The organism is Acinetobacter sp. Leaf130, from assembly GCF_001423205.1.
In the GTDB taxonomy this organism is placed as follows: Bacteria; Pseudomonadota; Gammaproteobacteria; order Pseudomonadales; family Moraxellaceae; genus Acinetobacter; species Acinetobacter calcoaceticus.
Genome location: NZ_LMOE01000001.1, coordinates 892,107 through 916,778 on the forward strand (window position 1 = coordinate 892,107; position 24,672 = coordinate 916,778).

The 24,672-nt window shown below is 38.5% G+C and carries 28 protein-coding genes; 24 read left to right on the top strand and 4 right to left on the bottom strand.

Features of this window, described 5'->3' with window-relative positions; all coding sequences use genetic code 11:
- Positions 1 to 12: 12 nt before the first annotated feature.
- Entirely contained in the window at positions 13 to 606 is a 594-nt protein-coding gene (locus tag ASF86_RS03810) for a Maf family protein (RefSeq protein ID WP_056479592.1), read from the bottom strand.
- On the bottom strand, positions 606 to 989 hold the full coding sequence (locus ASF86_RS03815) for a DUF2237 family protein (protein ID WP_003651438.1): 384 nt from the start codon (positions 987 to 989) through the stop codon (positions 606 to 608). Before ASF86_RS03815 ends, ASF86_RS03810 begins: the two co-directional genes overlap by 1 nt.
- A gap of 138 nt (positions 990 to 1,127) precedes the next feature.
- Here ASF86_RS03815 and ASF86_RS03820 point away from each other — a divergent pair, with 138 nt between their 5' ends.
- The 3 genes from ASF86_RS03820 (at position 1,128) to fba (ending at position 3,845) form a co-directional block, all read left to right on the top strand.
- Positions 1,128 to 2,315: a phosphoglycerate kinase gene (locus ASF86_RS03820; RefSeq protein ID WP_056479593.1), complete on the top strand. Its 1,188-nt coding sequence runs from the start codon at positions 1,128 to 1,130 to the stop codon at positions 2,313 to 2,315.
- 125 nt (positions 2,316 to 2,440) lie between these two features.
- Complete coding sequence (locus ASF86_RS03825) at positions 2,441 to 2,686, top strand: hypothetical protein (RefSeq protein WP_017390556.1); 246 nt, start codon at positions 2,441 to 2,443, stop codon at positions 2,684 to 2,686.
- 121 nt (positions 2,687 to 2,807) lie between these two features.
- Positions 2,808 to 3,845 (top strand): class II fructose-bisphosphate aldolase, encoded by a 1,038-nt coding sequence (fba, locus tag ASF86_RS03830; protein ID WP_005304678.1) that lies wholly within the window; start codon positions 2,808 to 2,810, stop codon positions 3,843 to 3,845.
- A 119-nt stretch (positions 3,846 to 3,964) separates the two neighbouring features.
- On the opposite strand, the gene ASF86_RS03835 is transcribed toward fba, so the two are convergent.
- Together ASF86_RS03835 and ASF86_RS03840 are read right to left on the bottom strand one after the other, a co-directional pair.
- Entirely contained in the window at positions 3,965 to 5,275 is a 1,311-nt protein-coding gene (locus ASF86_RS03835) for a peptidylprolyl isomerase (RefSeq protein ID WP_056479604.1), read from the bottom strand.
- Positions 5,275 to 7,713, bottom strand: a complete 2,439-nt coding sequence (locus tag ASF86_RS03840) for an LPS-assembly protein LptD (RefSeq protein ID WP_056479605.1) — start codon at positions 7,711 to 7,713, stop codon at positions 5,275 to 5,277. Before ASF86_RS03840 ends, ASF86_RS03835 begins: the two co-directional genes overlap by 1 nt.
- 120 nt (positions 7,714 to 7,833) lie before the next feature.
- On the opposite strand from ASF86_RS03840, the gene ASF86_RS03845 reads away from it, so the two are divergent.
- From ASF86_RS03845 to ASF86_RS03945, 21 genes are all read left to right on the top strand, one after another.
- Positions 7,834 to 8,847 carry an aminoglycoside phosphotransferase family protein gene (locus ASF86_RS03845; protein ID WP_056479607.1) on the top strand — a complete coding sequence of 338 codons (1,014 nt, stop codon included), beginning with the start codon at positions 7,834 to 7,836 and terminating at the stop codon, positions 8,845 to 8,847.
- Complete coding sequence (murU, locus tag ASF86_RS03850) at positions 8,847 to 9,536, top strand: N-acetylmuramate alpha-1-phosphate uridylyltransferase MurU (protein WP_005047459.1); 690 nt, start codon at positions 8,847 to 8,849, stop codon at positions 9,534 to 9,536. The genes ASF86_RS03845 and murU overlap by 1 nt, the downstream gene beginning before the upstream one ends.
- Before the next feature lie 87 nt (positions 9,537 to 9,623).
- Entirely contained in the window at positions 9,624 to 10,256 is a 633-nt protein-coding gene (gene rsmG, locus ASF86_RS03855) for a 16S rRNA (guanine(527)-N(7))-methyltransferase RsmG (RefSeq protein ID WP_005041118.1), read from the top strand.
- A gap of 21 nt (positions 10,257 to 10,277) precedes the next feature.
- Positions 10,278 to 11,060: a ParA family protein gene (locus tag ASF86_RS03860; RefSeq protein WP_003651453.1), complete on the top strand. Its 783-nt coding sequence runs from the start codon at positions 10,278 to 10,280 to the stop codon at positions 11,058 to 11,060.
- On the top strand, positions 11,057 to 11,944 hold the full coding sequence (locus ASF86_RS03865; protein WP_056479611.1) for a ParB/RepB/Spo0J family partition protein: 888 nt from the start codon (positions 11,057 to 11,059) through the stop codon (positions 11,942 to 11,944). The genes ASF86_RS03860 and ASF86_RS03865 overlap by 4 nt, the downstream gene beginning before the upstream one ends.
- Positions 11,945 to 11,994: 50 nt before the next feature.
- Complete coding sequence (locus ASF86_RS03870) at positions 11,995 to 12,630, top strand: MotA/TolQ/ExbB proton channel family protein (protein WP_005041113.1); 636 nt, start codon at positions 11,995 to 11,997, stop codon at positions 12,628 to 12,630.
- 14 nt (positions 12,631 to 12,644) lie between these two features.
- Positions 12,645 to 13,073 carry an ExbD/TolR family protein gene (locus tag ASF86_RS03875; RefSeq protein WP_004642621.1) on the top strand — a complete coding sequence of 143 codons (429 nt, stop codon included), beginning with the start codon at positions 12,645 to 12,647 and terminating at the stop codon, positions 13,071 to 13,073.
- Positions 13,070 to 14,797 carry a lipid A export permease/ATP-binding protein MsbA gene (gene msbA / locus ASF86_RS03880; RefSeq protein ID WP_056479614.1) on the top strand — a complete coding sequence of 576 codons (1,728 nt, stop codon included), beginning with the start codon at positions 13,070 to 13,072 and terminating at the stop codon, positions 14,795 to 14,797. The genes ASF86_RS03875 and msbA overlap by 4 nt, the downstream gene beginning before the upstream one ends.
- A 2-nt stretch (positions 14,798 to 14,799) precedes the next feature.
- On the top strand, positions 14,800 to 15,810 hold the full coding sequence (gene lpxK, locus ASF86_RS03885) for a tetraacyldisaccharide 4'-kinase (protein ID WP_056479617.1): 1,011 nt from the start codon (positions 14,800 to 14,802) through the stop codon (positions 15,808 to 15,810).
- Positions 15,811 to 15,819: 9 nt separating this feature from the next.
- Positions 15,820 to 16,581, top strand: coding sequence for a 3-deoxy-manno-octulosonate cytidylyltransferase (gene kdsB / locus ASF86_RS03890; protein WP_017390561.1), 762 nt, complete (start codon positions 15,820 to 15,822; stop codon positions 16,579 to 16,581).
- Between the two features lie 13 nt (positions 16,582 to 16,594).
- Positions 16,595 to 17,575: a DNA polymerase III subunit delta' gene (locus ASF86_RS03895; RefSeq protein ID WP_056479619.1), complete on the top strand. Its 981-nt coding sequence runs from the start codon at positions 16,595 to 16,597 to the stop codon at positions 17,573 to 17,575.
- Between the two features lie 10 nt (positions 17,576 to 17,585).
- The gene (locus ASF86_RS03900) at positions 17,586 to 17,927 is read left to right on the top strand and encodes a PilZ domain-containing protein (protein ID WP_003651467.1); all 342 of its coding nucleotides are present in this window, start codon (positions 17,586 to 17,588) and stop codon (positions 17,925 to 17,927) included.
- Between the two features lie 17 nt (positions 17,928 to 17,944).
- Complete coding sequence (locus tag ASF86_RS03905) at positions 17,945 to 18,718, top strand: TatD family hydrolase (RefSeq protein WP_056479620.1); 774 nt, start codon at positions 17,945 to 17,947, stop codon at positions 18,716 to 18,718.
- A 36-nt stretch (positions 18,719 to 18,754) separates the two neighbouring features.
- Entirely contained in the window at positions 18,755 to 19,363 is a 609-nt protein-coding gene (locus ASF86_RS03910; RefSeq protein ID WP_004642629.1) for a TetR/AcrR family transcriptional regulator, read from the top strand.
- A 9-nt stretch (positions 19,364 to 19,372) separates the two neighbouring features.
- Entirely contained in the window at positions 19,373 to 19,927 is a 555-nt protein-coding gene (locus ASF86_RS03915) for a type II secretion system protein (RefSeq protein ID WP_056479621.1), read from the top strand.
- A complete protein-coding gene (gene gspI, locus ASF86_RS03920) occupies positions 19,917 to 20,297 on the top strand; it encodes a type II secretion system minor pseudopilin GspI (RefSeq protein ID WP_004642631.1) in 381 nt (126 codons plus the stop codon). Before ASF86_RS03915 ends, gspI begins: the two co-directional genes overlap by 11 nt.
- Positions 20,297 to 20,998, top strand: coding sequence for a type II secretion system minor pseudopilin GspJ (gene gspJ, locus ASF86_RS03925; RefSeq protein WP_056479623.1), 702 nt, complete (start codon positions 20,297 to 20,299; stop codon positions 20,996 to 20,998). Before gspI ends, gspJ begins: the two co-directional genes overlap by 1 nt.
- Positions 20,998 to 21,957, top strand: a complete 960-nt coding sequence (gene gspK, locus ASF86_RS03930; RefSeq protein ID WP_056479625.1) for a type II secretion system minor pseudopilin GspK — start codon at positions 20,998 to 21,000, stop codon at positions 21,955 to 21,957. Before gspJ ends, gspK begins: the two co-directional genes overlap by 1 nt.
- Before the next feature lie 229 nt (positions 21,958 to 22,186).
- Positions 22,187 to 22,783 carry a 6-pyruvoyl trahydropterin synthase family protein gene (locus tag ASF86_RS03935; RefSeq protein WP_003651480.1) on the top strand — a complete coding sequence of 199 codons (597 nt, stop codon included), beginning with the start codon at positions 22,187 to 22,189 and terminating at the stop codon, positions 22,781 to 22,783.
- A gap of 49 nt (positions 22,784 to 22,832) precedes the next feature.
- A complete protein-coding gene (gene ung / locus ASF86_RS03940) occupies positions 22,833 to 23,546 on the top strand; it encodes a uracil-DNA glycosylase (RefSeq protein WP_005041081.1) in 714 nt (237 codons plus the stop codon).
- Complete coding sequence (locus ASF86_RS03945) at positions 23,543 to 24,667, top strand: enoyl-CoA hydratase/isomerase family protein (RefSeq protein WP_080026950.1); 1,125 nt, start codon at positions 23,543 to 23,545, stop codon at positions 24,665 to 24,667. The genes ung and ASF86_RS03945 overlap by 4 nt, the downstream gene beginning before the upstream one ends.
- The last annotated feature ends 5 nt before the right edge of the window (positions 24,668 to 24,672 follow it).

The following is a 24,672-nucleotide window of genomic DNA, read 5'->3' on the forward strand; positions in this document are numbered from 1 at the left end:
AAATATCTAAAATTAAGGAATTTGTAGACCAAGCTGTCTTAAAATATGGCAAAGTTGAATCATGGGTAAACCCATAAGAGTCGTCTGGTCTTGGCCTGTCATTTTTTCGAACAAACTAATTCCTAAACTTTCACACTTAAAGCTACCAGCACAATGGAGTGGTTGATCTAATGCAATATATCGTTCAATTTCGGCTTGGTTCAAGGTTCGGAATTTAACTTGATAATGTTCAACAAGCGTTTGTTCAAAATTCCCGTCAAGCCATTGCACACTGAGTACGGTACTAAAGTAGACAGTTCGACCTGAGTTTTCTGCTAACTGTAATTTGGCATTTTCAATGGTCATCGGTTTACCAATAAAGTCATTGGGAGCATGTTCTCGCCATGCGACTTGATCGGAACCAATAATAATTGCATGTGGATTTTGTGCAGCAATCACTTGGGCTTTTGTGAAAGCCAGCCTTTTCGCAAGTTCATCGGCATGGGTTTCATTGCGAGGGCTCTCATCAATATCAGGACTCACACAGATATAGTTAATCCCTAAGCGATCCATTAAGGCTTTGCGCGTTTGACTGCTTGATGCCAAAATAATTTGTGGCTGTACCATTACACTGCAAATTCCATTAAAACATCTAAAGGTACATAGCTTAATACAGCTTGATGACATGCATGTATTTTGATGGGAGGAGCTTGACCTGCTTGATAAGCTTCTACCCAACGAGTTACACAGATACACCAGAAATCACCGGGCTTTAGGCCAGGGAAATCTACTTCTGGTAAAGGGGTAATAAGATCATTCCCAATTTTTTGTGAAAAATTTAAGAAATCAGAGGTCATTTGCGCACATACAGTATGCTGACCAAGGTCTGTGACTGCTGTGTGGCAAAAGCCATTTCTAAAATAGCCAGTAATAGGGTCGAAACAACAACTTGCTAAAGGTTCCCCTAAAACATTTAAACGATTGATTTGTGGATCTGGATGAATAGACATAATGGATGAAATATCAAATGACTATCTCTATCATAATCAAAACTGGGGCTTTCTACAGCTTTTATGCAAAAAAACTAACCTTTTTTGATGTAATCATTTAAAATTAGCGCGTTTTTAAAATCATAAAGAGAGCTTTACATGAATTTTCAGCGTATGACTGACCTTAACTTAACAGGTAAACGTGTCCTTATTCGTGAAGATTTAAACGTTCCTGTCAAGAATGGTGTGATTACTAGCGATGCTCGCTTGCGCGCGGCATTACCAACTATTAAAGCTGCTTTAGAAAAAGGTGCAGCTGTGATGGTGTTTTCGCATCTAGGTCGTCCTGTTGAAGGTGAACCAAAGCCAGAACAATCACTTGCGCCAGTTGCTGCTTATTTAACAGAAGTATTGGGCCAAGAAGTTAAATTGTTAACAGATTACCTAGATGGCGTAGAAGTTGAAGCTGGTCAAGTCGTACTGCTTGAGAATGTGCGCTTTAACCATGGTGAAAAGAAAAATAATCAAGATCTTGCACAAAAATATGCTGCATTATGCGATGTATTTGTTATGGATGCATTTGGTACTGCTCACCGTGCAGAAGCATCTACTGAAGGTGTAGCTCGTTTTGCTCCTGTTGCAGCAGCTGGTCCTTTATTGGCAGCTGAATTAGATGCACTTGGCCGTGCAATGCAAACTCCTGAAAAACCAATGGTTGCAATTGTTGCAGGTTCTAAAGTTTCAACTAAACTTGATGTTTTAAACTCACTTTCTAGTATTTGTGATCAACTTATCGTTGGTGGCGGTATTGCAAATACATTCTTGGCAGCTGCTGGTTTTAATGTTGGTAAATCATTATACGAAGCTGATTTGGTTGAAACTGCAAAACAAATTGCTGCGAAAGTAAGTGTTCCACTGCCTACAGATGTTGTGGTTGCCGATGCATCGCAAATTAATTTTGACGATTTCTTAGGTTCGTTAGCAGCAGCGCAAGCAGTTGTGAAGAAAGTAGAAGATGTAACATCAAATGATATGATTTTAGATGTTGGTCCGGAAACAGCTAAAGCATTTGCAAATATTTTAACAACATCAAAAACGATTCTTTGGAATGGTCCTGTAGGCGTATTTGAAGTTGATCAGTTTGGTGAAGGTACTAAAGCACTTTCTCTTGCTGTTGCACAATCTGCAGGTTTCTCGATTGCTGGTGGCGGAGATACTTTAGCTGCGATTGATAAATATAACGTTGCTGATCAAATTGGTTATATTTCTACAGGTGGCGGTGCATTCCTTGAATTTGTTGAAGGCAAGACTTTGCCAGCAGTCGCTGTTTTACTTGAGCGTGCTTAATACTGTTATCTAAAAAATAAGAAGGGATTGGGTTGCCAATCCCTTTTTTCATGGATAGGTCATTAAACTGTCATATATCTGCAATAAAATAGCGAGCATTAAATCACCAACTGTGGACAATAGTGATGAATTTAAAGCTTACATTTGCTGCTTTGTTAATTGTACCGATGATGTTGACTGCTTGTGCTAAGAAAGATGAAGCATCTCAGGCTGGACAAGAATCGGCTGCTTCTACTGCTGTTTCTGACAAAGTAACACCTGAGCAACAAGCAGCAATTGATGCGATTGATAAGCCAGTTTTAGATGAAAAGAATACCGATGTGGTTGAAGGTAGTGCACCAAGTGAGGCTGCTGCTTCAGAAACACATTAATTTGTTGTTTTTTGTTAAAAAATCCCTGCATATGCGGGGATTTTTTTTGAAATACTGTGATTTGTTGCTGAATTGAAATAAATGAAAGGGTAGAATAACCCGCACTACCTGGGAGGATATTATGGCACTCATTTCAATGCGCCAGCTCTTGGATCACGCTGCTGAACATAACTACGGCGTACCAGCATTTAACGTAAATAACTTAGAACAAATGCGCGCAATCATGCTTGCCGCGGATGCAACCAATTCACCTGTAATTGTTCAAGCATCAGCTGGAGCTCGCAAATATGCAGGCGCTCCATTCTTACGCCATCTTATTTTGGCTGCAATTGAAGAATGGCCACATATTCCAGTGGTAATGCACCAAGACCATGGTACAAGCCCTGATATTTGTCAGCGTTCAATTCAGCTTGGCTTTAGCTCAGTGATGATGGACGGTTCATTAGGTGTAGATGGTAAAACACCTACATCTTACGAATACAATGTTGATGTAACTCGTAATGTTGTTGCTTTAGCACATGCATGTGGTGTTTCTGTCGAAGGTGAGATTGGCTGTTTAGGTAGCCTTGAAACTGGTATGGCTGGTGAAGAAGATGGTGTGGGTGCTGAAGGTGTACTTGACCATTCTCAACTTCTAACTTCTGTTGAAGAAGCGACTCAGTTCGTTGCTGATACAAATGTTGATGCGCTAGCAATTGCAGTAGGTACTTCACACGGTGCGTATAAATTTACGCGTCCACCTACAGGTGATATCTTGGCAATTGACCGCATTAAAGAAATTCATGCGGCATTACCAAATACTCACCTTGTAATGCATGGTTCGAGTTCTGTTCCGCAAGAATGGTTAAAGGTAATCAATGAGTTCGGCGGTAATATTGGCGAAACTTATGGTGTGCCTGTTGAGCAGCTTGTAGAAGCAATCAAACACGGTGTACGTAAAATCAACATTGATACTGATTTGCGTTTAGCTTCAACTGGTGCGATTCGTCAATTTTTGGCTGAGAATCCATCTGAGTTTGATCCACGCAAATACTTTGCTAAAACAGTTGATACAATGAAGCAAATTTGTATCGATCGTTATGAAGCGTTTGGTACAGCTGGAAATGCTGACAAGATCCGTCCAATTTCTTTAGAGAAAATGGTTGATCGTTATAAATAATTCCCGTTAGGGTTTAATTTATAGAAACCGGTTATTTATATAACCGGTTTTTTTATTAGTTAAATTTTATTCATAAAAAAACCTGCGATGAACGCAGGTTTTAATGAAGAGAAAAAATCTTACTTTTGTAAGTTCTTTTTGTCTAGACTTGGATCTTTAATTTCTACATAAGCATTCGCACGCACTTCACGCAACCAGCTATCGATTTCAGTGTTAAATTGGCGTTCACCTAAAATTTGACGTGCCATACGCTCTTGATATTCATGAGTCATATCTTTTTCACGTTTTTCAGTTACTTGTAGGATATGCCAACCGAATTGAGTCTGGAATGGTTCGCTGATTTCACCTACAGGAATTTCCTGCATTTTCTTATCAAATTCAGGTACCATCATGCCAGGAGTTACCCAACCTAAGCTACCGCCATCACGCGCTGAACCTGTATCATTAGAGTAGGTAGCTGCAAGTGTTGCAAAATCATCGCCAGCTTTTAAGCGTTTATAGATATTGTCAATAATTTGCTTCGCATTTTCAAGGCTGACCACTTCAGATGGTTGAATGAGAATGTGGCGAGTTTGAAATTGAGGTACTAAAGCTTTTTGCTCATTTTGTTTACGCTCAATAAGCTTTAAAACATGTACACCATCACGTACTGAAATTAAGTCAGTTGTTTGGCCGTCTTGTAATGGGGTAATACGTGCTGCAAGTTCAGCAGGAATGTCTGAAAGTGGACGGAACCCCATGTCAGCACCATCAACTTTTACATTTGCAGTCGAAAGTTTTTTCAATGCGTTTATATCATTACTTTGTGCAAGCTTTGAACGTACTTCTTGAGCCACAGATTGAACTTCCTGTGGATTATCACCAGCAATACGCATATGAATTACATGTGCTTGGTTGCCTAAAGCAGCTTGACCCTGAGGTGATTTTAAGAAGTTTTCTACATCTTGATCACTAATTTTAATACGAGACATGACTTGTTGTTGACGCAAACGACTAATTGCTAAATCTTCAGAGATTCGACCGCGTAAACTTTCATAAGTCCCTGGTGCCATAGCATCTAACTTTTGCTGGAAGGCTTCTAAACTTTTAGTTCCAGATTGACTTGCTACTTTTAATACAGCTTCATTTAAGCTTTTTTCATCAGGTTTGATACCATATTTTTTAACTTGCTCAAGTTGTGCCTGACGCAAGATTAATTGATCTAACACCTGAAATTGTAAATATTGCTGAGGTGGAACCTCTTTTTTTTGTGCTTGTAGTTCGTGAGCGGCTTCAGCCATCCCTTGTTGAAGATCGCTTTTTAAAATTACGCTATTGTCCACAATTGCCACAACTTCATCAGCGGTTTGGGCAAAACTATGCATTGATGAAGAGATTAGGGCAGCAAGGGTAGTTGCTTTAAAAAACTGTTTAAGATGCTTTGTCTTCATTAACGTTGTGTCCAAGATTGATTAATTTTGTTAAAACCTAAAACGCGATTTTCAAGTAAAGACGCGAGTTTATTGTTTAAACCACCTAAACCTTTTAGTGTAATTTCGGCCATAATGGCACGTTTTTCACTAACATCTGAAGTTTTTGGATCATCTAGATCGTTATAATATGAGCGACCATACACAGAAATGCCCCAGCAACATGATTCATAGTTAACGCCTAATAAAATCTCACGCGCAACATCGTTATCCATGTCGTATTGTACGTGGCCCATAATACGCCAATTATCTTTAACTGGTTGTATAAACGATGCAACAACCTGATCGTAAGTAGCTTGACGTCCTTCAATGTTTTTGCGATAGAAATAACCTAAGTTATAAAGATTTCCTTTATCTCCAGTATAATAAACCTGAAAATCGCGCTGAGCATTATCACCATTCGACATCCATGCTGAGTTAGCAGCAATCGTGAAATTTTGGTTTAACTGGCTTGATATGCTAACGACCGGACCAGTATTGCGTTCGGTATCAATCTCGTCTTGTTGCTTTAATGTCACACGACGATCTTCAAAATAATAACTTTGACCAACACTTGCACGTAAACGTTCTAAGCCTACTGTGTCAAAAAGACTGTAGCTTACGCCAAGTGATAGAAAGTTGTTGTCTTCAAGACGGTCATGTCCGTAGAAGCGGTAAGGGTTAAATAATTGATCGTAACTTACTGATGCTGAAGTTGAGTCAAAGTTTGGATAGTTGTCTTGGTTTTTGTATGGAGCATATGCATAAAATGCACGAGGGGTAAGCGTTTGTAAGTACTTGCCCTCACGTTCAAAATTCAGTCCAGTATCTAACGTAAATTGAGGTACAACTACTGATTTATTTTCAGAACCGCCATCTAGACCTTGAGATGCGATACTGTCTTTATCATAGAATGTTTGAATAGAACGTACGGAAACTTCGGGGATCACAAATGCTGCTGGTGTGCGATAGTTGTAGCGTGTTGCAAACTGGTTATAGATACGTGTACCACTACTTTCCTGAGCAGAATCATCATTAATTGATTTCTTAAAATAAGCAGTATCGTTATTGAATTCGTATTGTAAGCCTAATGGATTACCAGTAACGTAATTTAATAAGAATTGTGGCAAGCGTGCATATGGTTTTTTTGCATCTTCAACTTCAGGATCAAGTGTCTGGAAATCTTCGACTTTAAGCTGAGCTTTTAAACCCGGAATACCATGTTGGTAGTTAAGTTCCCATGCTCTACGTAAGTTTAGGTCTGTTTTAGAGTTAGGACTGCTATCTAAATCTGAAAAATAGTCTTTATCTGAAGCGTAGTTATATTCGAGATTAGTTGACCATTGATCGTTGATATCCCAGTTATGTAAGAAATGGAAATCTTTACGATCTTTATCATCGTATTCTTTGTCAGATGGCAACATGCCACCCCACATTTCACCCGCACCAAAACCCTCGGTTAAGTATCGAAAGTCACCTTTTAGCATTGCACCACGGTCTGCTAAATAACGCGGAGTCAGTGTCAGATCATAGTTAGGTGCAAGGTTTAAATAAACTGGAACAGAAAGCTCAATACCACCATCGTTTGAGAAACCAAACTGTGGGTTGAGAATACCTGTAGTTCGGCGATCATCAATCGGGAAGTTAAAGTAAGGAACTGCTAGAACAGGAACGTCTTTAACATAGAGTTTTGTCCCGCGAGTTACACCACGCCCAGTTTCCTGATTTAACTCGATTTTATTTGCCTGAATTTTCCAACCCGGTTTTTGGCCTGGCGGGCAAGTCGTATAGGTTGCATCGTTAAGAACCATGACATTTGGCGATGTTCTTTCGATTTTCCCTGCATGACCATGGGCATGTTGTTGTTCAGAAATATAAAAACTATTTTCTAAATTACCAGTCTGGTTTTTTAGGTTGTAATTAATTTCGTCACTCTGTGAAAGTAATCCACCTTGAGCGAGTTGTACTCGGCCTTGTGCATGTGCAAAGGTTTGTGTCTTATCAATCGTAACCTTGTCAGCACGAACCGTGCGTCCTTCCTGATCAATAACCACGTCGCCTTCTAAAACAGAGTCACCGGCAGGATTATAATGTCCATAGTTAGCCGTAACGACAGAAGTCGTTTTGTCGGCATCTAGTGCTTTAGTATTCGGGTTAATCGGTGTAACCCATGTACCCTGGCAAAATGCCGAGCTTAAATATTTATTGTCACGAAGCTGCGCCTCAGGTGCCGATTTATCAACATAATACTGTTGAAAGAATTCTTGACCTGGGTAGGCTTCTTTGATGCTCGCTTTAAGTTGATTATTGTCTATATTGGAGACAACATCAGCTGACTCAGCATAACTTGATTGTATGGAGCCACATAAGAGCGTAAAAATAGCTGTCGCTAAAGGATTAAATTTAAACTGATGCTTCATTGTCTCATTAACCAAGTATGCTAATTCACAATTAATTATTGTCGCATCATAGAGAAAAAGTTTATAAGTGGCTACACTTAACCCTTCAAAAATCTCAGCTTGTTTTAGATTTTATTGCAAATGAATACACAACGTGAACAATTGATATATACATGGCTTACATCTGTTCTTGAAAATGATCAATTTAAGATCGCTTTTTTGGCAGGTGATGCAAGCTTCCGCCGTTATGCGCGTATCCAGTTACAAAATAAAACGTATATGCTCATGGATGCCCCTCCAGAAAAAGAAGACTGTGTTCCGTTTGTGACCATTGACGAATTTTTTGCAGGCCATGGTGTACGAGTACCTCAGATCGTCGCGAAAGATTTAGCTCAGGGTTTTCTGTTATTAGAAGATTTTGGTGATGTGCTGTTGTCGACATTATTAAATGATGAAACAGTCGATAAATATTATGAACAAAGCTTTAAACAGCTGATTCATTTGCAGTCTGTTAATGGTCAGGAGCAATTTCCAGCATACTCCTATGAGAAATTGTTAACTGAAATGAAGCTGTTGACTGACTGGATGCTACCATCTTTGCAGATTACTCCGAATGCGAACCAGCAACAGGTGATTGACGATGCTTTCGATGTGTTAGCAAAAACTGCATTGGCTCAGCCGCAAGTGATTGTACATCGTGATTTTCACAGTCGTAATTTGATGAAAATTGCAAATGAACCAGAGCTTGGAGTTATTGATTTTCAGGATGCGGTGATTGGTGCAGATACTTATGACCTAATCTCGATTACTCGTGATGCTTATGTTCAGTGGAATGCAGAGCGTGTGTATCAATGGTTTAGAGTCTTTTATGACTTATTACCAGAGTCTGCGAAACAGAACCGTAGTTTTGAACAGTTCAAACGTGATGCAGATTTAATGGCTATTCAGCGCCATATTAAAATTTTGGGCATTTTTGTGCGTCTGTTTGAGCGTGATGGTAAATCAGGTTATTTAAAAGATTTACCACGTGTAATGTGGTATTTGATTGAAGAAAGCCGTGGTTATGCTGAACTTGATGAGTTTATGTTATTCATAAATGACATAGTTATGCCGAAGTTTATCGAGAAATATGGTAACTACGAGGTAGCAGCATAATGAAAGCAATGATTCTTGCTGCTGGTTTGGGTAATCGTATGCGTCCACTTACGCTATATACACCAAAGCCTTTGCTTGAGGTAGGTGGTAAGGCGCTTATTGTGTGGCATATTGAAAAACTTAAGAAAATTGGTGTGACCGAAATCGTCATCAATTCTGCATGGTTGGCCGATAAACTCATCAGCAGCTTAGGCGATGGCTCTCAATTTGGTGTTGATATCCGTTGGACACGAGAGGATGAAGGGCTAGAAACAGCTGGTGGAATTATTAATGCTTTGCCACTGCTTGGAACAGATCCGTTTATTCTGGTGAATGGAGATGTATGGACCACAATGGATTTTGAAGCCCTACGCCATATTAAGCTAAATGATGATTTAGCACATCTTGTGTTGGTTGATAATCCTAAACAGCATCCTGAAGGTGACTTTACATTGTTCGATGGACGCACTTTTACATTCGATCAAGATGTGACGGGTGAGAACCTCACTTTTAGTGGTGTGTCTGTTATCCATCCTAAGCTTTTTGATGGATTGGAACCTGGTAAACGTCCTTTAGCTCCACTGTTGAAGCAAGCGATGCAGAACCAAAAAATATCTGGTGAAAAACTTAAAGGTGCATGGGTGGATGTGGGAACGCCTGAGCGTTTAATGGAGCTAGATTTGCAAATTCGTGAAGGCTTCTACGATTAACTGTGTAATCCCTAATCGTTAACTAGTGTTCCACGATGCATAAATGGGTATACTTTGTTTTAAATTTTACTTAGATGTTATCTGTTTATGCATCCGTTTTTTCAAGAGTTACAACAGGGTAGTCAAAAATTAGGTTTATCGCTTAGCGATGAAGCTTTGGCATTATTGTTAAAGTATCAAGATGCTTTGGTACTTTGGAATAAAGCATATAATTTGACAGCAATTCGTGATCCGAAAGAAATGTTAGTGAAGCATTTGTTGGATAGTCTAAGTATTTTAAATGACTTACCTGAAGGTAGACTACTTGATGTGGGTACAGGTGGTGGTATGCCTGGCATGATTATTGCTCTTTGTCAGCCGCAACGCCAGTGTGTTCTTTTAGATTCTAATGGTAAAAAAATTCGTTTTTTGAAGCAATTTATTGCTGATCTTAAATTGAGTAACGTTGTGGCAGTACAAACACGTGTTGAGAATCAAGATACAATTGATGAGCTTGGCCAGTTTGATGTCATAACAAGTCGAGCTTTTGCTTCTTTAACGGACTTTGTAGATGCGGCTCAGCCATACCTTCATCAGAGCAGTATAATCGCAGCAATGAAAGGTGTAGTGCCAGTTGATGAAATTGAGCAGCTCAAGCAGGACTTTTCATGTAAAGTGATTGAACTGCGCGTACCAAGACTTGATGAACAACGTCATTTACTTTTACTTCAACGTATCTAAATAAAAAGTATTAAGGTTACCATGGCTCAAATTATTGCGATTGCAAACCAAAAGGGTGGTGTTGGTAAAACAACGACTGCAGTAAATCTTGCAGCGTCTCTAGCTGTATTAAAAAAACGTGTATTACTTGTAGATATGGACTCACAAGGTAATGCTACGATGGGGTCAGGTATTCAAAAGAACGATCTTTTGTATTCAATTACAGATGTTCTTCTTGGCGAAGTTCCAATTGAAACAGCCATTCAAAAAGCAGAAGTTGGATATAAAGTTTTAGGCTCTAACCGTGAGCTTTCAGGTGTAGAGCTTGCTATTGCAGAGCAAGAAGGTCGTGAATTTATTCTAAAAAATGCTTTGAATGAAATCAGAAACTCATTTGACTATATCATTGTAGATTGCGCGCCAAGCTTGAGCTTGATTACTGTAAATGCTTTGGCAGCTGTAGATAGTGTAATTATTCCAATGCAATGCGAATATTATGCGCTAGAGGGTTTAGCTGATTTAACTCAGACCATTGATCGTATTCAAAAAGCACTCAATCCTGATTTAGAAATTATTGGTGTATTACGTACGATGTACGATGCACGAAATGCTTTAACACGTGATGTGTCGGCAGAGCTAGAGCAATATTTCGGCAAAAAACTTTATGATACTGTTGTTCCACGAAATGTTCGCTTAGCAGAAGCACCAGCACATGGTTTACCTGTTATCTATTTCGAAAAAAGTTCTAAAGGTGCAGTTGCATACTTAAATCTTGCAGCTGAGATGTTAAAGAGAAGTAAAGTGAAGAAAGGAAGTAAAGTATGAGCATCAAAAAACGCGGATTGGCTAAAGGACGTGGTTTAGATGCATTACTTGGTTCAATTCAAAAAGAAAAACTACAACTGGAAGCACAGGCTTTAGACCACGGACAGTTAAAACAAGTTGATGTGAATTTACTGAAACGTGGTGAATATCAACCACGTCGTTTTATTCATGAGCATGATTTACAAGAGTTGGCATCTTCTATTGAAAAACATGGGGTGATGCAGCCTATTGTCATCCGTCCAGTTGATGATGAAACTCATCCATTTGAAATCATTGCGGGTGAACGTCGTTGGCGTGCAGCACAAATTGCGGGCTTAACTGAAATTCCAGCAATTGTTCGTGATTTAAATGATCAGGTTGCAATTGCATTAGCGTTAATTGAAAACATTCAGCGTCAAGATTTAAATCCAATTGATCAAGCAATCGCTTTGCAGCGCTTTCATGATGAATTTGGTCTAAGTCATCAGGAAATTGCTGACACGGTAGGGAAAGCACGTACTACTGTGAGTAATTTATTGCGATTATTGAGTTTGGCTGATGATATTAAAGATTTCATGCAGCAAGGCCAGCTTGATATGGGGCATGCTCGAGCAATTTTGACATTGAAAGGTAAAGATCAATTAGAAGTTGCTAAAATTGTAATTGAGAAAGGATTGTCAGTTCGTCAAACAGAGCAATTAGTGCGTGATAGAAGTGAGCCTAAGCAGGAGAAAGAAAAAGCGCCTGTAGCACCAGATATTGAGCAATTGACACAAAAATTATCAGAGCGTTTTGGCGCTAATGTAAAAATTGATCATAACCAAAAAGGTAAGGGTAAACTTGTTATTCATTATCATACCTTGGATGAGTTAGATGGCATTTTAAATATTTGTTTGCCAGAATAATTTGCAGTTGGGTCATGTATTTCTAATTTTATATTCTTGGGGAAGAACATATGTGGGAACTTGTGAGAGCGGGTGGCTGGTTGATGCTGCCTTTAATTCTATGCTCGATTTTAACTGTTGCGATCAGTATTGAACGTTTTGTTCGGTTAAGACGTTCACAAGTTCTACCCGAAGCATTAAGCGGTAAGGGCTCTTTAAGAGCTGAAGATATCGTGGAAAGTTTAGAGCAAAATGTAGAAGCGCAAAGTAGCGCATTGGGACACATTTTAAAAGCAGGTTTTGAGCATCGCGAGCATGGTGAGCAATTTGCTCGTGCGCAAATGGAAGTAGCAGCTTCTCAAGAAATTTCTTATTTGGAAAAAAATATTAATTTTTTGGGTACTCTAAGTGCCGTAGCACCGCTGCTAGGGTTGCTTGGTACTGTAGTGGGAATTATTGAGTCATTTCTTGTTATTGATTTTGGATCGGCTGGTAGTCCAAGTTTAATGATCCCTGGTATCTCTAAAGCACTCATTACCACAGCTGTGGGAATGTTAATTGCGATTCCTGCTTTAATTGCTTATCGCTACTTTCAAAGAGTAGTGCAAGATTATATTGCCGAATTAGAACAGCAATCGACCTTATTTCATGCCTCATTGTTCTATAAGCGTTCTTCGTCTGTAGCTGAACACCGCCGTGTTGGTTAGGAGGTGAAAGCCAGATGAAATTTAAACGTTCTCAGGTTGAAGACATTCATATCAATTTAACGCCTATGATTGACTGTTTGCTGTTCATTCTGGTTTTTTTATTGCTGTCGACCACTTTTAATCAGCCAAGTCGCATCAATCTAACATTACCAGATGCACAAGGTGTTCCACCAAAACAGTACGATCATAAAATTGAAGTCGTGGTAGACTCTGCTGGTCATTATGCTGTGAATGGTCAAGCACTTTCGTCTAAAGAGGTTGCTGATCTGAGTACTGCGATTAAGCAAGTTGCTCAAGAGCACCGTGATTTTATGTTCATCATTGCTGCGGATGCCAAAGCATCTCATCAGGATGTAATTCGTGTTATGGATGTGGCAGGACAACTCGGTTTTGTTAACATCAATATTAGTACCAAAGTTCCTTCTAGAGGTTTTTCTGAGTGAATCAAGATTTTAAGGTTTATACGCGTCTCATAGCCTATTTAAAACCTTATTGGGGCGTGGCCTTATTAGTACTTATCGGGTTCGGTATTAACTCAGCAACAGAAGTTTCCGTTGCTAAATTGATTAAATTTATTATTGATGCAATCCAAAATAGCAGTAGAGCAGATTTGGATTGGTTCCCGTTATTAATTATTTTATTAGTATTCTTCCGTGGCTTAGGTCTATTTATGGGCGGCTACTATACTGCGGTCATTTCACGCAGTTTGGTTTTTAGTATTCGTCAGGAAGTTTATGCGAAACTTTTAAAACTCCCAGCACAATATTACTTAGATAATTCATCTGGCCATATTACTGCCAAAATTATGTATAACGTTGAACAGCTAACAGCTGCCTCTTCGGAATCATTAAGAACTATTGTTAGGGATGGGATGATTACTCTTGGACTATTAGGCTATCTGTTTTATACCAATTGGCGTCTTACTTTATGCGTTTTCGTGTTTTTACCAGTGATAGGTGTATTGGTACGTAAAGCTTCGAAACGTATGCGAAAGCTTTCGTTACAGGTTCAAGATACCATGGGTGATGTGAATCATGTTGTCCAGGAAAGTATTAATGGTAATGCTGTAGTAAAAAGTTTTGCTGGTGAGGAATATGAACAAAAACGTTTCTATAAGTCATCGGAAGAGAACTTAAAACGCGGCTTAAAAATGGTAATTGTACAAAACCTGAATAGTCCGGTTGTTCAGGTGGTAATGGCTTGTGCAATGGCCCTTATTGTATGGTTAGCTTTAAGGCCTCAGATTTTGGGTAGTACAAGTGCTGGTGAATTTGTAGCTTACCTTACAGCAGCTGGCCTGTTAGCAAAACCAGTTAAAAGTTTGACTGATGTTAATGAAAAGTTACAACGTGGTTTAGCAGCAGCTTATTCTGTTTTTGAATTACTAGATTTACCTGAAGAGCAGAATAGTGGTCAACTGAAACCTAAATTAAATGGGGCAATTCGTTTTGATCATGTGACATTGAATTATGCTGATGGCGTAGCAGCTATTAAAGATTTTTCTTTAGATATCCGTCCAGGTCAAACTGTGGCATTGGTTGGTCGTTCAGGGGCGGGTAAAAGTTCATTAGTGAATATGTTGGTACGTTTTCAAGAAGTATCGAGTGGACAAATTTATTTAGATGATTTGCCAATTAATGATATTGAGCTTTCTTGTCTGCGCACACAAATTGCAATGGTAAATCAACAAGTTATATTGTTTAATCGTACTGTTCGTGAAAATATTGCATATGGTCAGTTGGAAGGCGCATCAGATGAAGAAATCTATGCAGCGGCCAAAGCAGCCTATGCACATGACTTCATTATGAATTTACCAAACGGTTATGACACTGTTTTAGGGGCACAAGGCCTAAACCTATCAGGTGGTCAGCGTCAGCGAATTGCAATTGCTCGAGCAATTTTAAAGAATGCTCCAATTCTAATTTTAGATGAAGCTACAAGTGCTCTCGATAATGAATCTGAACATTTTATTCAGCAAGCATTTGATGAAGCGATGCAAGACCGTACAACAATCGTTATTGCGCACCGTTTGTCAACAATTGAAAATGCTGATCGTATTGTGGTGATGGATCACGGGGAAATTGTTGAGCAAGGTACTCATCAAGAACTTCTTGAAAAACATGGTGCTTATTATCAATTACATCAGCGTAATTTTGAGGATAACTAAGCATGTCATTGGCCCAGCTGATCCAGAATGCATGGAATAAGCAATCGAGTTGGTTGATTGCTTTACGTCCATTATCTTGTTTGTATCGTGCTGGGTTTCAATTAAATCGTAATTTTTATACAGCGGGTTTAAAGAAAGTCTATAAAGCACCTGTACCTGTCATGGTGATTGGCAATATTACGGTAGGTGGTAGCGGAAAAACTCCATTATTAATACAACTGGTGAATTATCTACAACAGCATAATGTCAAAGTTGGGGTAATTAGTCGGGGGTATGGTGGTACTGGTCCTTTTCCAATGTTGGTTACTTCGGGTGCTCAAGCAACCCAGGTCGGAGATGAGCCTGCATTAATTGTTCAATCGACGAGTGTACCAATGGCGGTGGGTCCTAATAGGCAGGCTGCAATAGAGCTCTTGATTGCATCAACACCACTAGATTTAATTATTAGTGATGATGGCTTACAGCATTGGGCATTGGGGCGACAAATTGAGTGGATTGTACTCGACCAAAATCGAGGCTTAGGAAATCAAAAACTATTACCTGAAGGATATTTGAGAGAGCCAGTTGAGCGTTTAGAAACTGGAACAGTAATTGAACATGCGTATAAACCAGCTACAGAATTAAATATGCATCTTGCGACTGGACAGCCATATTTACTCAATCCTTCGCCAAGGGTCGAACACAGTTTTAATCCTCAAAGTAATTATCATGCTGTAGTGGGTATTGGCTTTCCACAGCGTTTTTATCAAACACTTAAAGATTTAGGCTTGAAACAATTTCAAGAACATGCGTTTCGTGACCATCATGATTACACAATCAATGATTTAATTTTTAATGATGAACTGCCACTTATTACAACTGAAAAAGATGCAGTTAAATTATTACCATTGCTTGAAAAAAATCAGGAATTTAAACAGCCTATTTGGGTTGTTCCTGTTAAAGCTATCCTGTCTATAGAGTGTTATCAGGTTTTAAAGCAGCAACTGCAGCAACTTGATATCCAATTATCTTAGGAAGAAAAAATGAAACACATCGTCATTCCAGCACGCTTCTCAAGTTCGCGTTTGCCAGGTAAACCATTGTTGCTTATTCATGACCGTCCTATGATTTTACGTGTGGTGGATCAAGCAAAAAAAGTCGAAGGTTTTGATGATCTATGTGTGGCAACAGATGATGAGCGTATTGCTGAGATTTGCCGTGCAGATGGTGTGGATGTTGTTCTCACGAGTCCTGATCATCCGTCAGGAACAGACCGATTAAGCGAAGTTGCTCGTATTAAGGGGTGGGCAGCAGATGATATTATTGTGAATGTTCAGGGGGATGAACCTTTATTGCCAGCTCAACTTGTTCAACAAGTTGCAAAACTCTTGGTTGATAAACCAAATTGTTCAATGTCGACATTGTGTGAGCCTATTCATACCTTAGATGAATTTCAGCGCGATAGCATTGTAAAAGTAGTCATGTCTAAGCAAAATGAAGCATTGTATTTTAGCCGGGCAACCATTCCGTACGACCGTGATGGGGCTGCGCAAGCAGAGCCAAGTTTACATAACCAAGCATTTCGCCATTTAGGTTTATATGCCTATCGAGTGAGCTTATTGCAAGAATATGTGACCTGGGATATGGGTAAGCTTGAAAAGTTAGAAAGTCTTGAACAATTACGAGTTTTAGAAAATGGACATCGCATTGCGATTGCTGTCGCTCAAGCAAATTTACCTCCTGGTGTAGACACTCAAGCTGATCTTGATCGCTTAAATAAAATGCCTGTCGAATCTTTTGAATAAGCGTTAATTTTTAATGAATCCGAATGTAACCTCAAAGGTTTATCCTTGGCAAAAAACAACATGGGATACCTTAACAACAAGGTTTCCCAATATTGGACATGGCCTATTATTTTATGGCAAGCAAGGCTGTGGGAAACATGCTTTTGCTAAGCATTTTTTGGCATGGGTGCTTTGTCTTAATAAGCAGCCTCATGGCGCTTGTGGTGAGTGTAGCAGCTGTCAATGGTTAAAATCAGACACTCATCCCAATTATGTCCACATCACAACAGATGAAGAAAATAAAAAGCAGAATGCAAAAATAAAAATCGAAAAGATCCGAGATTTACTGCCTTTCGTGCAACAAACGGGAGAAGGCTGGCGCGTTATTCTTATCGAGCCTGCTGAAGCTCTTAACTTGGCATCATCGAATGCGCTACTAAAAACTTTAGAAGAACCCGGTGAACGTGTTATTTTAATTTTATTGGCCGATCACTACCTTAAATTACCAGCCACTATTCGTAGCCGATTGCAGCATTTTGCTTTAGATCGTATTTCATATGAACAGGCTACTTCATATTTGGATGAGCATTTATCTGAACTTGCAGAAGTACAACCTGATTTATTACTTGGCCTATCTAATGATATGCCTTTGCAAGCAATAGAAATTGCAAAAAGTGATTGGTTTGCTAAACGACAAATTTTCTTAAATGACTGGCTAAAAATTGTAGCCCAAAAAAATATGCCTCTATTTTTCTCAGGAAAATGGCAAAAAGAATTAAGTTTTAATGATTTTATCGTACTTTTTGAATACTTGTTGGGAGATTTAATTTGTGTCAAGCTAAATCAGCCACAAAAGAATACTGATTTAGATTTTGATCAATTAAGTCCATATTACGATTTAGAAAGCTTATTTAATATTTATAGTGAATTACAACAAGCAAAAAAGCTTGTTGAGCAAAATGTACAAAGTCAACTTATTATAGATCAATTATTTATAACGTTAATGAATATTTAAGGGGAAGATTATGCAGCCGCAAATGGGGGGGATTATTCAGGTAAATATTCCTGATAGAGCTACTTTGCAAGCAAGCTATATGGGATATGTGCAAGGTGGAGGCCTATTTGTGCCATCAAAACAAAAGGTAAAGATGGGGCAAGAAATTTTCATTCTAGCTACTTTACCTGAGCAGTCTCAAAAAATTCCTCTCACTGGTAAGGTGATTTGGATATCGCACAAGCAAAGTGGATTTAAACCTCAAGGTTTTGCTATTCAATTAAGTGGAGATAAGGGAATTTACTATAAAGCTGAGGCAGAAAGAGTTTTGGCTGGTAGTATGTCTCTAGATCGTCCAAGTTATACCATGTAATCAAATAGGATAGAAAAGTGTTTGTTGATACGCATTGCCATTTAACGATGTTAGATTTAACGCCTTATAACGGTGATCTGGACCTTGCGCTCGCTGCAGCGCGAGCAGAAGGAGTGTCTAAATTTATGGCAATTTCCGTTGATCTTGATGACCATATTGCACTAGCAGAAATTGCAAATAGGCATGAAGATGTTGGTTACACGGTAGGTGTGCATCCTTGTGAAGATGTAGATACGATGGCACGTGCAACGACCGAGCACTTGATTGAATTAGCTCAGTCGGAAAAAGTATGGGCTTTGGGTGAAACTGGACTGGACTATTATCACAGTACAGATTTTATTGAAGAACAAAAGGCATGTTTTGCAAGACATATCCAAGCTTCGAAAATTGTAAAAAAACCAGTCGTCGTTCATACGCGTTCAGCAAAGCATGATACGGTAGATATTATTCGTGCTGAAAACTCCACCCATGGAATTTTGCATTGTTTTACCGAAGATTGGGAAACAGCTAAGGCTGTACTGGATTGCGGTTACTACATTTCTTTTTCAGGTATTGTGTCATTTAAAAATGCACAAGACTTGCGTGATGTAGCTAAACAAGTTCCGCTAGATCGACTTTTAATTGAAACAGATAGTCCTTATTTAGCACCTGTTCCATACCGCGGTAAAACAAATGAACCAAAATATGTGCCTCATGTAGCCAAAGCGCTCAGTGATGTATATGATAAATCGGTTGAGGAAATTGCAATGATCACCTCACAAAATTTTGAGAACTTGCTAAAAGCGATTTAGGTTATAGAAACTATATAAGAGAGTAATTGCGTGAAGATGGATCGTCAGGCTCAGTTCCGAGCAAGAGAAGTATTAATATTTCAGGTTGCGGAGCAATTATTGCTAGAAAATGGCGAAGCCGGAATGACACTTGATGTCTTGGCTGCTGAGCTTGATTTAGCAAAAGGAACTTTGTACAAACACTTTCAAAGTAAAGATGAATTGTACATGCTATTGATTATTCGTAATGAACGTATGTTACTAGAAATGGTTCAAGATACTGAAAAGGCTTTTCCAGAACATTTGGCCTTTTTCATGTTGCATCATTTACATCATCCTGAGCGGACAGTTTTATTTCATCAAATTGAGGAAAAACTTTCGATTACAGCTCAAGGCGTACATCATCTTTTTAATGAACTTTATCAGGTGCGTAAACAGCGATTACGAATTATTATTCGCATGACAGATCACTATTTAGAATCTATTCAAAGCAATATGCCTACTCGAGATTATTTGGCATCTATTTGGTCATTAACTCATGGTGCAGCAGCTATTCTTAACTCAAGTTTTTACCAACGGTATTTAGGTTCAAGGGACACGTTAAGAGTGGCTTATATTGATCAGGCATTAGCCTTACCTAAACAAGCTGTTGAACAATATGCTTAATAGGTCGATATGAAATCTCCATCACCATCTAAATCACAAAAAGGTTTTACCCTCATTGAAGTGATGGTGGTGATTGTTATTATGACGATTATGACCTCTCTAGTTGTACTTAACATAGGCGGGGTTGACCAAAAGAAAGCGATGCAAGCAAGAGAGTTATTTTTGCTTGATGTACATAAAATTGGTAAAGAATCACTTGATCAATCTCGTGTTTTAGCTTTATCTACTCTGAGTGAGACTGACGTTTCCCCATTTTTCTATGAACTGTATGAATACCACGATCAGAGTAAATTACAGGTCCAAGATTTAAAAAACCGCTGGCAGAAATACCCAGAATTTACTACGCGCCAATTGCCTAAACATGTATCGTTTACAGTACAACCTCTAGATGGCCAAACCTATTCAAAAGCGACTAATACAGATTTAGTTGGTGGACAGGCTCCCCAGTTAATCTGGTTTGGAAATGGTGAAGCTAAAACAGTTAAAATACAGTTTTACTTTGAACAAAAACCAATTGGTTCAGAAATACAAATTGATCATTTGGGTAAAATAAATGAAATCTAAAGGCTTTACTCTATTAGAAGTAATGGTAGCTTTAGCAATTTTTGCGGTAGCTGCTGTCGCGTTAACTAAAGTGGCCATGCAATATACCCAATCTACCTCAAATGCAATTCTTAGAACAAAAGCTCAGTTTGTGGCAATGAATGAAGTAGCCTTAATGGAGATAAATCAAGAATGGCTTCAAGGTACTCAAAGTAAGCAGGTTACTTCTCAAGGGGAAACTTGGCAGATTGATAAATCAGCTGAATCTACAGTCAGCCCTAATGTTCAGAAAGTAGATTTGCAAATTAGCTTATATGATTCTGATAAAGGAAAAGTTCAAAATGGTATTACCCACTTGGTATTTTTTAATTATCCAATAAAAGCAAAATAATGATAAAAAATAAATATTTTCGCTCTCGAAGCACAGCTTCACGTCTTGCAGCACGATCGAACAGGGCTCGATTAACTCGTGCCTCAGGATTTACTTTAGTTGAGCTTTTAGTCGCAATTGCAATTTTTGCTGTTTTATCTTTGTTAGGTTGGAAGATTTTTGATTATTTATTAAAAGTCCGTGATCGTAATGCTCAACATGAAGTGCAGCTATTTGAATTACAAGATGCGTATCAACAAGTTTTGCGAGATACATTACAAATTATACCCTTATCGGCAAATCAAGGGGGGCAGCTTCATCCAGCATTAGAACTTGATAATCAAGTTCTTCGCTTTAGTAAGGCTGGTGTTACTGATCCTTTAAAACAAGGGTTATCACCTTTTGAGCGTATTGAATATCGATATGATCCTGATCAAAAAAAGCTTTATCGTCTTAAATATAGCAATTTAAATACTTCAAACAGAGAGCAACCTTTATCTAGCACTTTGTTGAGTCAAGTTGAACAGTTTCAAGTTATGGTGCTCACGCCACAAGAAGTGACAAAGTGGTCAGAAATTAATATTGATCCCACAAAGCCAGAAGAGTTTAGAAAACTGCCGAAAGGAATAAAAATACAACTCACAGTTGCTGGTGTAAGTTATGAGTGGATTTATAGCTTAAACCAAGGGAATTTATCGCTCTCCAAACAAGGAGGAGCATAATGTTGCACTATAAAAAGAGCCAGCAAGGTGTAGCTTTGCTCACAATTTTAATTATGGTTGCATTGGCTACAATTTTAGCTGCCTCTATTGCAAAGCATCAAACCAATACGATGGAAAACACTGGTTATTTAATGCGTCAAAATCAGTCATTATTATATGCCAAAAGTGCAGAAGCTTTTTTTTCTGAGTTATTAATTCAAGATGCAAACAATGCAGGTGGCGTTGATCATTTAAAGGAAACATGGGCACAGCCAATGCCACCTTTTCCAATAGAAGATGGAGCTGTATCAGGGCGTTTAATCGACGAGTCAGGCAAATTTAACTTAAACAATTTAACAACCAATGAAGGTAAGGTAAATGAAGCTGCCAAAAGCTGGTTTGAGCGCTTACTTGTACGTGTAGGCTTGCCAGCAGAGTTAAGTCAAGCAATTATCGATTGGCAAGATCCAGATGAAGAACCATCTGGACCTATGGGAGCAGAAAGTAGCTATTATGAAGGCCTTGATCCTAGCTATTTAGCTTCAAACGCTAAATTTCATCGTATTGAAGAGTTGAAATTAGTAAGAGGTTTTGATGACAAGAAATACGATTTAATTGCCCCTTATATTTCGGCATTACCCGAGAATACAAAAGTGAATATTAATACTGCTTCACCATTAGTCTTAGCGAGTATTGATGAAAAATTAGATATAGGGGCGGTAGAAAAAGAGCTTCAAATGCGCCAACAAAATTTAAAATTCTTTCAAAATGTTGATGAATTATGGCAATTGAATGCTTTTTCAACAGTCGATACTCAAAAGAGAACTGAGGTGAATAGCCTGTTAGATGTAAAGTCGAGTTTTTTTCAAGCACAAATTGAGGTAGTGCTTAATAATAGAAAAAGACAATTTACAAGTGCACTCATGCGTAATGATAAGCAGGTTTATGTTTATTCTAGAAATATGTCACCATTTAACTAGTTGAAAAATTGTAATTTATTTGTTTGGGGCATGACGTTGAAAAGTCGTTTTTATGAATTTCTCTAATGGACATAATAGAATAAATATAAATTTTCCATATGCTTATCTTCAATATTTCTTCACAAGTCTTATCATACTTTTCGCTAATTGTTTCTAATTGAAAAGTGGTGCGAAGTTTTTGTCTTTTGCTTTATAATAATGTTCTTAGAAGGAATGATCGATTTGGCACATGTTAATTCGCAAGTTATTTAAGTTTGAAAATGCACATGTTGTACGTAACTGTACATCGGATCGTTGTAAGCGATCAATTCATGGACATAGCTATAAAGTCGAATTATTACTTAAAGCCTCGAAATTAGATCATGGACAAATGGTTTATGATTTTGGGCTTTTAAAAGGGGTAATAAAAGACCTTATCGATAGCTTTGATCATGCAATCTGTTTTTGGGAAAAAGATGATTCTCAATATATTGATGCTTGTCAGACTTTTAGTGCTCGCTGGATTTCTTTACCGGTTTCACCCTCAGCCGAACAGTTCTCTCGTATTTTCTTTTATTTAGCTCAGCAAGTTTTGCAATCAACAATCACTCAAAATGGGGAAGGTGATGTTGAGGTTTATTCAGTTATTGTTCATGAGACCGATACTGGATATGCTCAAAGCTTTATTGAAGATATTCAAAACGAACAAATGGGTATCTTAAGTCTTGATGGAATTGTTTTTTCAGAACAAATTCAGATAGAGTGGGCAAATCCGCAAATGTATGAAGACTTGAAAAAAGGGATGAAATTTAATAATCCTCAAGTTGATTTGCAAGTCGAAGTGTAAATCGAATTACTCTATTTGTAGAATTGAAAATTGATCTAGGATGACATTAATGCAATTAACTGAGCAACAGCAAGATAAACTCAGTAAAGTTCAATTAGAAGAAAGCTGGAAAATATCTTTAGCACCTTTTTTGTTAAGTCCTCAAATGGATAATTTGCGTGATTTCTTATTTCAAGAGAAGCAAGCACAAAAAATAATATATCCACCGAGTAAACAAATCTTTAGTGCTCTAAATACGACACCATTGGCTGATGTGAAGGTCGTTATTCTGGGACAAGATCCATATCATGGACCGAACCAAGCGAATGGATTAAGTTTCTCTGTTCAAAAAGGTATTGCATTACCACCATCTTTACGTAATATTTTTCATGAATTGCATACAGATTTGGGTATTCCAGCTCCTCGCCATGGTGACTTAACGAAATGGGCTAAACAAGGGGTGCTTTTACTAAACAGCGTGCTTACTGTTGAAGCTGGGCAGCCAACTTCACATCAAAAGCAAGGTTGGGAAGCATTTACTGATGAAGTCATTGATGTTTTGAATGAGCAAAGAGAACATGTGGTATTTATTTTGTGGGGTGCTTATGCACAGCGCAAAGGACAACGTATAAATAGAGATAGACACTTGGTTTTAACCGCCGCACATCCATCACCTCTTGCTGCAAATAGAGGTGGTTTTTTTGGATGCAAAGTGTTCTCAAAAACAAATCAATATTTGAAACAACATGGCATTGAGCCCATAGACTGGCAATTGGACGCATGATGAACTCTCCCAATGTAAATAACTATCACCCGGACTTGGTGGTTGAAGAAGCAAAAAATGGCTGGCGTATAGTACGTTTGAATCGTCCTAAATCATTGCATGCTTTAGATGAGTCAATCGTAACGGCATTATTGCGTGTATTTGAAGATTTTCGTGATGATGAGAACGTTAAAGCAATTTGGTTAGATTCAACTACACCAAAAGCTTTTTGTGCAGGTGGTGACGTTAGAAAATTACGTCAACTTGTTATAAATCAAGAAGTAGATACTGCGAATAAATTTTTTCAGCAAGAATATGCTTTAGACTTACTCTTACATAATTATGCTAAACCTGTGGTTGTTTGGGGCGAAGGCTATGTTATGGGTGGTGGTCTGGGTTTGTTCATGGCAGCACCATTCCGTCTAGTAACCCCATATTCTCGTTTGGCAATGCCTGAGATTAATATTGGTTTATATCCAGATGTCGGGGCGAGCCGTTTCCTGGCAGATCGTGGTCCAGTAGGTTTGTTTACTGGTTTAACTGGTTCAATCATGACAGCCGCTGGAGCATATAGCATCGGTTGGGCAACACATATTTGTGAAGCACAGCGTGATAATGTTTTGCAAAAAGTTTTAAATATTAATTGGGCTCATTATCCTGCAGGGGATTTCCGCGCAATTGATGATACTTTAAATAGTTTGCATCGTCCTGTTGCGGCAGGTCCATTGCAAAACTCGCTAGATGTGATTCATAGTGTTTGTCGTGGTTTTAATTTTGAACAAGATTACCAAGCTATTGTTAGCTTGCGTGATGCCAGCAGTGATTGGCTCCGCCAAGCGAGTGAGAACTTGCAAAAAGGATCTCCTAGTACTGCGGCAATTACTTGGTTGCTTTGGCAATGGGGTAAACAAATACATTCTTGGGATGAGGTCTTTGACTTAGAAGCTCAGATTTCTGAGTGGAAAATTCGTCATCCTGACTTTGTAGAAGGTGTTCGTGCACGCTTGGTTGATAAAGATTTATCACCAGAATGGAAGCCATGTGAAGACCTAAGCCTAAGAGGCATATTAGCCGATTGTCCGCCAGTTACCTCAATAGATAGCTGGAATGCTTTGCTTAGACAACATGGTGTGATCACCTAAAATAC